Below are 14,133 nucleotides of genomic sequence, written 5' to 3' on the forward strand. Positions count from 1 at the left end.
GATAAAAATTGAAGCATAACGCAAGTTCAAGGCACTTAAGATACTAAAATATAATAAATATTCTATCTAATATAAAAAAATGTACATTAAACTAGGTCATAGGTTTAGAGACTGATATTAAAAATATAGGTGTTGGATTATAAAAAGCATCTTGTTCTTTATATACTCGAGCATAAACACCAGTATCAAGATGAATGTTTTGATATCCTAACTGTTTTAAGATGTTTATGTCATATCGTGGTCTTGATTGATGATTAATAGGTATGCTTTGTTTGATGATTTCGCTTTCCTGCAACATCTCATCTCCCAGTGTGTTATGTGCGTGATCTGTTGAGATATCCCCGTAATTAATAAAGGAATCTTTGCCATAGTTACCATCTATATTAATAAGATGACCATTTGGTTTTAACACACGTAACCACTCTTTGTAAGTAGCTTGTGTGTTAGGCATTAACCATGTCACATTTCGAGCGATAACGACATCAAAAGTTTCATTTTCATAATTTAGATGTTCTGCATCCATGACTTTAAATTGTATATTTTGATTTAATTGTTGTGCATTCTGTTTTGCAGATTGAATCATATCAGGAGCAAGATCAATACCTGATACTTCAGCGCCTTGTTGTGCACATATGATTGCTAGAAAACCAGCACCTGTACCTATGTCTAAGACTTTTAAACCATCTCTTAATCGAGTAATTGCTTCTATCTCTTTCAACCAAGCTGTTGCATGACTACTTTCTAATTCGGCCTGTTTATCTTTACTAAAAGACTCGGCACGTTTATCCCAATAATTTACAATTTGTTTTTTATCCATTTTCAAACCCTCTTTATTCAAGACTTTATTATTCCTTCTATATTATAGAATACTTTCAATTAAAAGTAAGATAATTAAAATACATATTGAAATTGATTATCATTATCATTAGAATGGTTTATATATAGATAAATATGCATAAATATAGACTTTGAATGCTATTGGAAGTATTTAATCAATTTTTATGGATGCATATAGGTCTAGTACTTATAAATTACACTAGGCTATTTTGACTTAGTTTAGAAAATAGATATGAACAGGAGATCAGCAATGAATAGAAAATATAGTATCCTATCTGGGATTGTATTATCAGCTACATTACTTACTGCATGCAGTTCAAACAATACAGCGAGTAATTCAGAAGATAAAGAATTAACGAAAGAGGAAAAACTTGTTACCGATCAAACAAACCGTGAAGTGAAGATTAAAAAAGATCCGGATAGTATTGTAGTAGGGGGCATAATGCCTTATTTTTCTGCTTGGTTTGTAGGGACGAATTCTACTAAAGAAATAAAAGGATTACATCCAAATGCCTACAATGCTGCAGAAAATTCAATGCTAGCTAAAATATCTCCTGATATTAAAAAAACATCTACTGAATTTGTTAAAAACGGTGATATAAATATAGAAGAATTATCTAAAATCAATCCAGATGTCTACTTTGAACTTGCATCTGAAAAGAAAACCTTAGATAAAGTTGCAGAAAGTGGTATACCTACAATTGGTCTTGATACTGTAAATGATGAAGATGATGATCCATTGACTACATTTAACAGTTGGTTAGAAATAACTTCAGAAATCAAAGGTGGTAAAACAAGTGAGAGAACTGATAATTTTATGCAAGAGGGTGAAAAATCTCAAAAAATGATTGATGAAAGCTTAAAAGACACAAAAAAATCAAAGAAACCCAAAGTTTTATTTCTACATCAGCACTCAGATAATTCTATCGTTGTAGCTGGATCAAATTTCCATAGTGAAAAATGGATTAAAGCAACTGGCGGAGTTGATATAGTTGGAGAAGATGGCGTAGAAGGACAAAAAGAAGTCAATATGGAACAAATTTATAAATGGAATCCGGATAAAATCTATATTACTAATTTCACTGAAACACAACCAGAAGATTTGATTGAAAATAAAACGGATGGTCAAGATTGGAGCCAAGTGAAGGCAGTGAAAGACAAAGAAGTTTATAAGGTACCTTTAGGTATTTATCGTTGGTTCCCACCAAATGGCGATGCTCCATTAATGTTGAAATGGATGGCACAACATAACCATCCTGATAAATTTAAATATAATATGAAAGATGAGATTAAATCATATTATCAAAAATTTTACGATTATGAATTATCGGACAAAGATGTAGAGTTAATTTTACATCCATCATCTGATGCTGCAAAATATTAATATTCGATAACAATAATTGGTATATAGGAAGATGAAATTAAAATTAAAAAATAGATTATGAGTGTCGACAAAGTCTCGGATTTTGTCGACACTTTTTTGTACGCGATTCACTATACCTTTTTAGTTTTGAATGCCATTAATTTAAACTCGAAGTCATTTTAATATGACGTAATTTAAAGACATTTATATTTATAATTATTTTATGCTTTTCACTAATATTAACAAAAACCAAGCAATGTAAAAATTAAACGATTTTTTTGTGAAAAATCACCAAATACATAAATAAAATAAAAAAATAAAATAGAATATATATTCATATTATGTGTATAAAAATACAGTTAGTTAAGTTTGTAAGATTCATTAATTTCGTTAAGTTTAAACTTAACACTGTGATTGTAGCAATTTTCATATTCAAATTAATTGGTGTTTTTATATAATTATTCATCTTTTACAAATAACTCGTTTGAATGTAATTTGCATTATTATTTAAAATTCGTTAGGCTCATGTTTGTGAATAATTAAATAGTTCTTGCTAATTCATTAAATTTATTAGCGGTAATTTTACATACAAATTTACTATGAGGGGTGTTCAACAATTGAAAAAGAATAAAGTAATGGATTGGACGACCTTTATAGGGTCTTCCGTAATTTTATTAATTGCAGTAATTCCTATGATGGTTTTTCCAAAGGCCAGTCAAGATATTATTACGAAAATGAATGAAGCTGTGGTAAGTACAATTGGTTCAGTATATTTATTTATTGGATTGGCAATTTTAATATTTGTTTTGTACATTGCATTTGGAAAATATGGAAATGTGACATTAGGTAAATCTACAGATAAACCTGAATTCAATAATTTTAGTTGGGCAGCAATGCTGTTCTGTGCTGGTATTGCTTCAGATATTTTATATTGGGGCGTTATTGAATGGGCCTTTTACTATCAAGACCCGCCACACGGTGGTAAAGGAATGACGGATAGTGCTTTAAACTACGCTACAATGTATGGCATGTTCCACTGGGGTCCTATCGCTTGGGCAACATTCGTACTGCCAGCGTTATGTATTGGTTATCTTATATTCGTGAAGAAAAAACCAGTGTTTAAAATCAGCCAAACGTTACGACCTATCTTAAAAAGTCAGACAGATGGTTTTATTGGACAAGTTACTGATATTATATTTATCTTCGGTTTACTTGGAGGCGCTGCAACATCACTCGCACTTGGCGTACCGATGATTACAGCAGGTATAGAAAGATTAACCGGTTTAGACGGAGATAGTATGGTCATGCGTGGTGCGATTCTATTTATCATAACTGCACTTTTTGCATACAGTTCTTATTCTGGATTGAAAAAAGGTATAAAAGTATTAAGTGACGGGAACGTTATTTTGTCATTTGTTTTACTCGGATTTGTACTGATTGTTGGTCCAACTGTGTTTATTATGGAAACAACAATAACAGGTATGGGTAATATGGTAAAAAACTTCTTCCAAATGGCGACATGGATAGAACCATTCGGAGGTATCGGTGGACGTAAGGAAACGAACTTCCCACAAGATTGGACAATATTCTATTGGTCATGGTGGATTGTATATGCACCGTTTATAGGGTTGTTTATTGCTCGAATTTCTAAAGGGCGAACTATGAAAGAAGTCGTTCTAGGTACGATAATATACGGTACTTTAGGCTGTATGTTGTTCTTTGGTATTTTCGGTAACTATGCAGTTTACTTACAAATAACTGGAGCGTTTGATGTTGTTCAGAATTTAAACACACATGGTACAGAAGCAACTATAATTGAAGTGTTGCATCAATTACCATTCCCTAATTTAGTTATTATTTTATTCTTGATTTCTGCGGTACTGTTCTTAGCAACGACTTTTGATTCTGGATCTTATATTTTAGCAGCAGCATCTCAGAAAAAAGTGGTTGGAGAACCTTTAAAAGCAAACCGTTTATATTGGGCATTCGCATTATGTTTATTACCATTTGCATTAATGCTAGTTGGTGGTGAGCGATCATTGGAAGTGTTAAAAACAGCTTCCTTACTTGCTAGTGTGCCAGTACTCATTGTCTTCGTCATGATGATGATTTCCTTCTTACGGACATTAAATGAGGATCGACTCAAACTTGAGCGTCGTGCGGATAAATATAAAGAAGTAGAAAGACGCTCACTGAGAATTACACAAGTGAGAGAAAAGAAAAATGACGACAACTTATAGATAAAAACATATAAAAAAGCAGTGGAGTATCTATGACATTAGATTGCTTCACTGCTTTTTTGGTAGTGGAGATGGAAATGTATTGTGACGTATCAGGAATTTTAAATACGTATTTCACACTGATTTTTCAATGAATATATTGAACTTAATAATGAAGATGTATCTGAAAATAAAAAATGACAGCTAGATTTCTAAGAAAGAATCTAACTGCCATTTTTATAGTTGTAAAACTTCTCTTGAAGCATTGAAATAAGTGTTATTTCTTATTTTCGGGAATTGGGAAGTATTTAAATATTTCTCCACTTTCGATTGCTTGGCCTAAATTATCTAACCAATCATAGTAGGGTAATGTATCGATTAATTGTGCTTTGACTTCGCTAGCTTCTGTCTTAGTCGCTGCATCAGCATTTTTGTCGTTGATGACCTTATCAAGTATAGCTACTGAATCATAAACAGCCTCAGAGTTAATTACAATTTCTCTTTTCCATTTGCGGGTAAAGAAGTTACTAAAGAAATTGAAAAAGTCTTTTTCAGCAATGAAATGTTGTTTTCTACTGCCGCGTGTAAACTGTTGTTTGACAAGATCGAATTCTTGGAGCCTTTTTACTCCAGCACTCATGCTAGGTTTGCTCATTTGTAGTTGTTCACGCATTTCATCTAATGTCATGCTGTCTTCAAAGAGCATAGTACCAAATAAATTACCTACACTTCTGTTAATCCCGTATAAGTCCATCGTTTCACCAATTGCATTGATAACGATGTCTTTTGCTTCATCCAATTGCTTATCAGGGTTGTTTGAATGTACCACGATGTACACCTCCGATAATTTTTTATACGAATTTAAGATATTGATGATTAAGTAATGCAAAATAATTACATTTTTATAATTATACAAATCCCTAATCAGCTTATAACTAAACTCGTTTGACACCCTTTCAATTACTATGCTAACATAAAGCTTGTAAAATTCGTTAAATAAAAATTTAACAAACTTAACGGAGGTAATTTTCATGGAACTTTTAAATCAATTATCTCGTCGTCAATATATTGATGGTGAGTGGGTAAATAGCTCGAACGAAGAAACAAGAAAAATTATTAATCCATATAACCAAGAAGTCATTTTTGAAGTCGCAGAAGGTACTTCGGAAGATAGTGAACGTGCCATTTTAGCTGCGAGAAATGCATTTGAAGGTAGCGAATGGTCTCAAGAAACAAGTGAATCTAGAGGCAAAAAAGTTGGCGCAATTGCTGACTTAATCGTTGAACACCGTGAAGAATTAGCAAGACTTGAAACATTAGATACAGGTAAAACATTAGAAGAATCTTATGCGGACATGGACGACATTGCGAATGTATTTAATTATTTTGCTGGTTTAGCAGATAAAGATGGTGGCGAAATAATAGATTCACCAATCCCTAATACTGAAAGTAAAGTGATAAAAGAACCAGTAGGCGTTGTCACACAAATCACACCTTGGAACTATCCTTTACTACAAGCTTCATGGAAGATTGCTCCAGCATTAGTTACAGGCTGTACGCTTGTTATGAAGCCGAGTGAAATCACACCGCTAACAACAATTCGTGTATTTGAATTGATGGCGGAAGTGGGGTTCCCTAAAGGTGTAATTAACTTAGTCTTAGGTAAAGGTTCAGAAGTAGGAGAGCCGTTATCATCGCATAAAGAAGTAGACTTAGTATCTTTCACAGGTGGTATTCAAACAGGAAAACATATTATGAAACAAGCTGCTAATCACGTAACGAATGTTGCATTAGAGCTTGGTGGTAAAAATCCTAATATTATTTTCGATGATGCTGATTTTGATCTTGCAGTCGATCAAGCTTTGAATGGTGGGTTTTTCCATGCAGGACAAGTATGTTCTGCTGGGGCAAGAATCTTAGTACACAACGATATCAAAGATAAATTTGAAGCAGCATTAATTGAAAGAATTAAAAATATTAAATTAGGTGATGGATTTAATCCAGAAACCGAAATGGGTCCAGTTATTTCAGCTGAGCACAGAGAAAAAATCGAAAAATATATGGAAGTTGCAAAATCGGAAAACGCAACAATTGCGATTGGCGGTAAAAGACCAGAACGTGAAGACTTACAAGATGGTTTCTTTTTTGAACCAACTGTCATTACAGATTGTGATACTTCAATGCGTATTGTACAAGAAGAAGTGTTTGGTCCAGTTGTAACAATTGAAGGCTTTTCAACAGAAGCAGAAGCAATCGAACTAGCAAATGATTCAATTTATGGTTTAGCAGGTGGCGTATTCACTTCAGATATCGGTAAAGCTGAACGTGTTGTTAATAAATTGAAAATGGGTACGGTTTGGATTAATGACTTCCATCCATACTTTGCACAAGCACCATGGGGCGGTTATAAACAATCAGGCATTGGTAGAGAACTTGGTAAAGAAGGTTTAGCAGAATATCAAGTTGAGAAACATATTCTACGTAATACGAACCCAGAGCCAGTAAATTGGTTTGGTAAACAATAGGTAATTTACACACAAATACAAAATATTAATAATTAAAAATTTAGGAGGTTTTATCAAAAATGAAAAAATCGTATGATTATATCATTATTGGTGGTGGCAGTGCCGGTTCGGTACTTGGTGGCCGTTTAAGTGAAGATGCATCTAAAGATGTACTTGTATTAGAAGCTGGACGTAGTGACTATTCTTGGGATTTATTAATTCAAATGCCAGCAGCATTAATGTATCCAGCAGGGAATAAACTATATGACTGGATTTATGAAACAAATGCAGAACCACATATGGGTGGACGTAAAGTTGGACATGCGCGTGGTAAAGTATTAGGTGGTTCAAGTTCCATTAACGGTATGATTTACCAACGTGGTAACCCAATGGATTATGAAAAATGGGCACAACCAAAAGGCATGGAATCATGGGATTATGCGCATTGTTTACCATACTTTAAACGTTTGGAAACAACATTTGGTTCTACTAAAGATGATCAGTATCGTGGTCACCACGGTCCAATTAAATTAAGACGTGGACCTGCTAAAAACCCGTTATTCCAAGCGTTTTTCAATGCTGGTGTTGACGCTGGTTATAATAAAACACCAGACGTTAATGGTTTCCGTCAAGAAGGATTTGGTCCTTTTGATAGCCAAGTGCATAACGGTAGACGTGTTTCAGCATCAAGAGCTTACTTACATCCAGCTATGAAACGTAAAAACTTAGATGTTCAAACACGTGCGTTTGTAACTAAATTAAATTTTGAAGGTAATAAAGTAACTGGTGTAACATTCAAGAAGAATGGTAAAGAACATACAGTGAATGCGAAAGAAGTTATTTTATCTGGTGGCGCAATTAACTCTCCACAATTATTACAATTATCTGGTATTGGTGATACAGAACACCTACGTTCAGTTGGTGTTGAACCTCGTCTACATTTACCAGGTGTTGGGGAAAACTTTGAAGACCATTTAGAAGTATACGTGCAACATGCATGTAAACAACCCGTTTCAATGCAACCTAGCCTTAACAAATTGAAAATGCCATTCATTGGCTTACAATGGATTTTAGGTCGTAAAGGTGCAGCAGCATCTAACCACTTCGAAGGTGGCGGATTTGTACGTTCAAATGATGATGTAGATTATCCAAACTTAATGTTCCACTTCTTGCCAATCGCGGTAAGATACGATGGTACGAAAGCACCACATGCTCATGGTTACCAAGTACACGTAGGACCAATGTATTCTAACTCTCGTGGTTACTTGAAGATTAAGTCTAAAGATCCATTTGAAAAACCAGATTTCGTATTTAATTACTTATCTACAGAAGAAGATAAACGTGAATGGGTTGAAGCAATCAAAGTAGCTAGAAACATCTTGTCTCAAAAATCATTAGATCCATTTAATGGTGGAGAAATTTCTCCAGGACCTGAAGTACAAACAGATGAAGAAATCATTGAATGGGTAAAACGTGACGGCGAAACTGCATTACACCCATCATGTAGCTGTAGAATGGGACCAGCATCAGACGAAATGTCAGTTGTTGATCCTGAAACATTCAAAGTACATGGTATGGAAAACTTACGTGTTGTAGATGCATCTGTAATGCCACGTACTACAAACGGAAATATCCACTCACCTGTATTAATGATGGCAGAAAAAGCATCAGACATTATCCGTGGTAAAAAACCTATGGAACCAGAATATATCGATTTCTATCGTCATGGTGTACATGACAAAGATGCAGGAACAGTAAAATAAAAGAAATGAACAAATATATAATTTGAAATAACAACTGGTGAAGTCATAAATTCAATGATTTTCACCAGTTTCTTATTATTTGTAGGTGTTAAAGTGATACTATTTTAGAGTTGGAAATGGCAAAGTGAACAATTGCTACAATAGTAAAAAAGACTTTGATATTGATTAAATAGAAGTAGAGCGATTGTTAAAAAGGTTAATATAAAAACGATTAACTTTCCAAGTGCTTCGATTTAGGAAAGGAGTATTATGGCTTATTTATATTTAGTGATTGCTATTATTACTGAAGTAACAGGAACCGTTTCACTCAAGGCTTCTGAAGGCTTTAGTAAATTATACCCAAGTTTATCAGCAACTGTCTCATTTATTATTTGCTTTTATTTTTTTAGTTTAGCTATGAAATATCTACCATTAGGCTTAAGTTATGCCACTTGGGCTGGTTTGGGATTAATATTGAGTACAGTACTCGCAGTTGTTTTATTTAATGAAAATCTAAATCTCACAGGTATTATAGCAATCGTGTTTATACTCATAGGTATTGTATTGTTGAATACGATAGGTGTTTCAAAATAAGGAAGTATAGATTTGAATAACATCCTAGATAAGTATAGATATTTTCACTGTCACCAAAAATGTATGATTTTTGGGTTGGCAGTTTTTTTATGTTTTTCATAAATTTATAATGTGCATAATATATAAATTTTTATTTGAAGTTGTAATATGTGTTTTTATGATGGGAATAAGGCTATTATAAATATAAGTTGATATAACAAATTTAAAGATGTGGGGTGTGGCAGGATGGAAAATATTAAAGTACAAATGATGAGAACCCAGTTAGACGACATACCACAGTATGATGTGCCTAAAGGTTTTGTCATTAGGAAATTCCGTAAAGGCGATGAAAAATTATGGGCTTATATAGAAACGCTAGCAGGTGAGTTTACAACTGAGGAAATGGCATTAGAGAGGTTTAATAAAGAATTTGGGAATCATGTAACAGAGATGGAACAACGTTGTATCTTCATTGAAAATGAACAGCGAGAAGTTGTGGGTACGACAACTGCGTGGTATGGCTATTTAGGTGATGATACTCAAATGATGGGGAGGATTCATTGGGTGGGTATTATACCACCATATCAAGGAAAAAAGTTATCTAAACCATTACTTAGTGCAGCCATGAATATTTTAGCGTTATATCATGATAAAGCTTATTTAACTTCACAAACGATTAGTTATAAAGCCATCAATATGTATCTTGAGTTTGGTTTTAAACCTGTACAATTAGATGATAATTATCACAAAGCTTGGCAGTTATTAGCTCAAAAATTAAATGAAAATAGGGGCGGAAATAAGCAATCAAAATTTGAAATTTGATTGCTTATTTCCGCCCCACAAGGCTAATTTAAAATGGAATACAAGAGCTGAAACATTTATCTAAGAACTACTTGTCTTGTCGACCAGTAATTAAATCAGAAATTGCTTTAGACGATTTACCATCTTCTAATGAACAAAAATCATTATAGAAAGTGTCGATTTTATCTTTGTAATCTACTTTTACTTGGTCTAAATTTTTCAAATCATCAGCTAATTTATAAGCATCTTGATAAATTGGACCTGGTAAATCTTTATGATAATCAAGATAGAAACCACGTAAATCTTGACCATATTTATCTAAATCATAAGCGAAAAAGAATTGCGGTCTTTTTAGTACGCCGTAATCAAACATGACTGATGAATAATCCGTGATTAAACAATCTGAAATTAAGTATAATTCAGAGATGTCACTGTAATTTGAAACATCAATTGCAAACTCTTCATACCCCCTTAAATCAAGAGCATTAGAAATTAAGTAATGCATTCTTAATAAAATTACATATTCATCACCTAATTGCTCATGTAAGTTATCTAAGTCAATTTTCAAATCAAACAAGTATTTACCTTTTTTAACAAATTCGTCATCTCTCCATGTAGGAGCATACATAATTACTTTCTTATCTTCGGGTAAATTTAAATTTTCTTTGATTTCTTGAAGATATGCTTCGTCTTGTGAGCGATTAACTAAAACGTCATTTCTAGGATAACCAATTTCGAGAATTTGTTCTGGACTCATCCAGAACGCTGTTTCAAATATTTTTGATGAATAAGCATTTGGTGAAACGAGATAATCCCAACGATTTGTTTCTTCTCTGAAATTGCGTTTATAACGATCTGTTGTTGTTCCAGGCATACGAATGACCTTCATATCGTTTGCTAAGCGTTTTAATGGTGTACCATGCCAAGTTTGGATATAGACTTGGTTAGGTTTTTTATTTAGAAACAGTGGGAGCCTAGCATTTGATACCCAGTATTTTGCTCTAGAATAAGCATCGTAGTATGCTTTAGAATTCTTTCTAACTTTTTTTGCAGGCCCTGGTATTTGTACGCTGTTAGGCTTTTTTAATACCCATATAAATTCATAATTTGGATGATGTTTCATCATATATTCATAAACATATTTAGGACTATCGCTGTAATTTTTACCACCAAAAGCTTCAAATACGATTGTTTTTGGATTTACTTTATCTTCAGAATCAGTTAATTGATAAAGCGCACGATGTTTATTTTTTCTACGTAAAACAACATTTTTAGCTAATCTAGCTTTATTTCTAAACTGATTAATTTTAAATGCTGATTTTCTCTTATTAAACATAAGCATGAGCGCTTCTGCGATAAATAAAGGTTTTTCATTTTTGAAAATTGTAGGAAATAGTTTTCTCGTTACGCTTGGTAATAACTCACTATTTTGTTCGTATCTTTCAGGTGTTTTTCTTAATGAAGGTTCAAACGAATATTTAAATAAACTTTTCATTTTATTTTTTATGAAACGCTTGTTTTCCTTTAAAGGCGCACGTTGAATAGAATCTGAAAAACTATAAACATAATCATTGAAGACAATACCGAAATCTTGCTTAGATAATCTTGGTTTTAAGAATGGGTCGTAAACTTCGCCTTTGATATAAAATGGGAAGCGACTCACACGTACAAAACCATTTGAATATTTTATAAAATCTAATATGAATGACCAGTCAATAAAGACATCTAATCCTTCATTGAACTGTAGATTATGCCCACGTGCGATAGCGGTTTTAAAGACAATATTACACGCTGAATTTTTGCGTAAAAATTGATTTGATTTAGTTTTTGTATCTAAATATTCCACACGCACTAAGTCTTGGTCTATATATTGTGGTATATCCAGTGTAAATGAATGTATTGGTGAAATAAGTGCATCAAATTGATTTATTTTTTTCATATAAAATGCAAGTGCATAAGAAGCTAAATAATCATCTGAATCAATGAATATAAAATATGGTGCATCTACTTCTTGCATGGCAATATTTCTTGCATGTGCATGACCTGTATTTTGTTGTAAATCAATTTCTTTTATTGGTATATCCCAATTTGCAATACTTTGTGTTGCAATTGTTTTTGAATTATCAGTTGAACCATCATTAACTAAAATTAACTCGAAATCTTGAAATCTTTGTTTTTTAAGACTAGTTAAACAACTTTCTATATAGTCTTCTGAGTTGTAATAAGTCACTATGACAGATATGGACTTCATTATTTATTCCCTCTTTTTTTAAAATTTTCTCTTTATATTTTGATATAAGGTAGAATATATCGAACTTTTTATAATATTTTCGGCTATTGATTATAGCTTTGTAAGTTATTTAAATGCTCTATTAAGAAACAATGGTAATCAATCATCAGATGATCTGTTGATTGTAAAGCATCCATTGTATCATGTACAGTATTCACTATAAAAAATAGGTCTTTGTATATTGCAAAAACCTTCTTGATAATATAGTGAAGTCGCCTGTAATTAATGGTATATAGATAAAGTCACTATCCTATTTTACTATAAAAATTCAATATATACAGTAGTTAAGAAGAATTATATGGATATTAAATTTTTTGAATAATAAAATTTTTATTTTGCAAAGCCTTGAAATTAAATTATTTTGATTTAGGGTATTGTCAAAGTAATAAAAATTATTTGAATTGTAAAGTGATATAACAATGATTGTAAGTATTTACAAAGCAAGTGTGTTGCAGAAAGGGTGCGTAATGATGACAATTAGAAAAGCAAACCAAGAAGAGTTGAAAATAATCAATGAAACGGTACCGACCGTGTTTAAAGAAGCAATAACAGCAGAGTTTGACTTATCAGATCATGCGATGAGATCAGCGTCAAAACAATTAATAAATGAAGGTGCTGAGTATTATGTATTAATAGAAGAAGGACACATGAAAGGTTTCGTGCTTATAGATGACAAAACAGATTATTTTATTCAAGAAGAGTATGGTTTTATATATGAGTTGTATGTATTTGATGAATATAGAAGGCACGGGGTCGCTGAAGAATTAATACAATTTGTCGGCGAGTATTTTAAAGCGAAAAATATCAAAGAAGTAAGGCTGAATGTTTTTGCGAATAATTTTGCTAAAAAATTATACGAAAAAATGGGTTTCTGTGATAGAAATATAACAATGTCTATGCAAATAACAGATTAGAGTAATTTACGATTTTGCACTCGTGAAGTTTAAGTGGATGAATTGCATTTAATTAAAAAGAGTATAATAGATTTTTTGGAAAAGTGTATCCTTATATTAAGTTTTTGATGAAGTATTGTTAATGATTATTTAAGTTCTCGTTGGTATTCATTTCATTCTCAAACAGATGATTTGTAACTTGAAATAAATTGAGTATAATTTGTTTTTGTTAAAAATAGTTAAGGAGAAATGAATAATGATTAATAACGACTTTGAAGATATAGTAATGAATAGAAAATCTGTAAAACTTTTTGATGAGCAAGTCAAAATATCAACCTCAGAGATGGATGAAATGATTCAAAAAGCAACAAAGGCACCATCATCAGTCAATATGCAACCATGGCGCTTTTTAGTTGTAGAGAGTGAAGAAGGTAAAGATAAATTACGCCCGCTTATACGCTTTAATACACGTCAAAATGATTCTTCGTCCGCAATGGTAGTTATCTTTGGGGATATGCAAAGTCATGAATACGGTGAGGAAATCTATAATAACGCTGTCAAGCAAGGATTAATGCCCGAAGATGTGAAAGATGAATTACTTGGGAAAGTATTACCTTTCTATAGAAGTTTAGAAAAAACTGAAATGAACGATATTATAAAAATTGATAGTAGTCTAGCTGCTATGCAATTCATGTTAGTTGCCAGAGCTTATGGTTATGATACGAATCCAATAGGTGGATTTGAAAGTGATCAAATAGCCGCAGCCTTTGATATCGATTCAGAACGTTATGAACCTGTTATGATTATAGCAATAGGAAAAGCAAAAAATCCTGCTCATGGTTCATATCGTTTACCAGCAGAAACAATTACTAAGCACGTATAATATTATAAGCTGAATCCAATTGGGGCTG

11 protein-coding genes are annotated in these 14,133 nt (G+C 32.5%); 8 read left to right on the top strand and 3 right to left on the bottom strand.

Annotated elements, in window-relative coordinates; all coding sequences use genetic code 11:
- Positions 1–91 precede the first annotated feature (91 nt).
- Positions 92–817, bottom strand: coding sequence for a class I SAM-dependent methyltransferase (locus tag PYW44_RS01360; protein ID WP_021338869.1), 726 nt, complete (start codon positions 815–817; stop codon positions 92–94).
- Between the two features lie 270 nt (positions 818–1,087).
- On the opposite strand from PYW44_RS01360, the gene PYW44_RS01365 reads away from it, so the two are divergent.
- Both PYW44_RS01365 and PYW44_RS01370 read left to right on the top strand, forming a co-directional pair.
- Positions 1,088–2,221 carry an ABC transporter substrate-binding protein gene (locus PYW44_RS01365; RefSeq protein WP_115075937.1) on the top strand — a complete coding sequence of 378 codons (1,134 nt, stop codon included), beginning with the start codon at positions 1,088–1,090 and terminating at the stop codon, positions 2,219–2,221.
- A gap of 596 nt (positions 2,222–2,817) precedes the next feature.
- On the top strand, positions 2,818–4,440 hold the full coding sequence (locus tag PYW44_RS01370) for a BCCT family transporter (protein WP_002506524.1): 1,623 nt from the start codon (positions 2,818–2,820) through the stop codon (positions 4,438–4,440).
- A 256-nt stretch (positions 4,441–4,696) separates the two neighbouring features.
- Here PYW44_RS01370 and cudC read toward each other — a convergent pair whose 3' ends face one another.
- A complete protein-coding gene (gene cudC, locus PYW44_RS01375; protein ID WP_002506525.1) occupies positions 4,697–5,248 on the bottom strand; it encodes a choline uptake/conversion transcriptional regulator CudC in 552 nt (183 codons plus the stop codon).
- 202 nt (positions 5,249–5,450) lie between these two features.
- Here cudC and betB point away from each other — a divergent pair, with 202 nt between their 5' ends.
- The 4 genes from betB (at position 5,451) to PYW44_RS01395 (ending at position 10,060) form a co-directional block, all read left to right on the top strand.
- Positions 5,451–6,944 carry a betaine-aldehyde dehydrogenase gene (betB, locus tag PYW44_RS01380; RefSeq protein WP_002506526.1) on the top strand — a complete coding sequence of 498 codons (1,494 nt, stop codon included), beginning with the start codon at positions 5,451–5,453 and terminating at the stop codon, positions 6,942–6,944.
- A gap of 59 nt (positions 6,945–7,003) precedes the next feature.
- Positions 7,004–8,686, top strand: a complete 1,683-nt coding sequence (gene betA, locus PYW44_RS01385) for a choline dehydrogenase (RefSeq protein WP_002506527.1) — start codon at positions 7,004–7,006, stop codon at positions 8,684–8,686.
- Between the two features lie 249 nt (positions 8,687–8,935).
- The gene (locus tag PYW44_RS01390) at positions 8,936–9,259 is read left to right on the top strand and encodes a DMT family transporter (RefSeq protein ID WP_002506528.1); all 324 of its coding nucleotides are present in this window, start codon (positions 8,936–8,938) and stop codon (positions 9,257–9,259) included.
- Positions 9,260–9,484: 225 nt separating this feature from the next.
- Positions 9,485–10,060 (top strand): GNAT family N-acetyltransferase, encoded by a 576-nt coding sequence (locus PYW44_RS01395; RefSeq protein ID WP_002506529.1) that lies wholly within the window; start codon positions 9,485–9,487, stop codon positions 10,058–10,060.
- A 67-nt stretch (positions 10,061–10,127) separates the two neighbouring features.
- On the opposite strand, the gene PYW44_RS01400 is transcribed toward PYW44_RS01395, so the two are convergent.
- Entirely contained in the window at positions 10,128–12,290 is a 2,163-nt protein-coding gene (locus PYW44_RS01400; RefSeq protein WP_021338866.1) for a bifunctional glycosyltransferase/CDP-glycerol:glycerophosphate glycerophosphotransferase, read from the bottom strand.
- A 506-nt stretch (positions 12,291–12,796) separates the two neighbouring features.
- Here PYW44_RS01400 and PYW44_RS01405 point away from each other — a divergent pair.
- Entirely contained in the window at positions 12,797–13,243 is a 447-nt protein-coding gene (locus PYW44_RS01405; RefSeq protein ID WP_230456593.1) for a GNAT family N-acetyltransferase, read from the top strand.
- Positions 13,244–13,478: 235 nt separating this feature from the next.
- Positions 13,479–14,105, top strand: coding sequence for a nitroreductase family protein (locus PYW44_RS01410; RefSeq protein WP_002506533.1), 627 nt, complete (start codon positions 13,479–13,481; stop codon positions 14,103–14,105).
- Positions 14,106–14,133: the final 28 nt, after the last annotated feature.

It is taken from the genome of Staphylococcus equorum (genome assembly GCF_029024965.1).
Taxonomy (GTDB): Bacteria; Bacillota; Bacilli; order Staphylococcales; family Staphylococcaceae; genus Staphylococcus; species Staphylococcus equorum.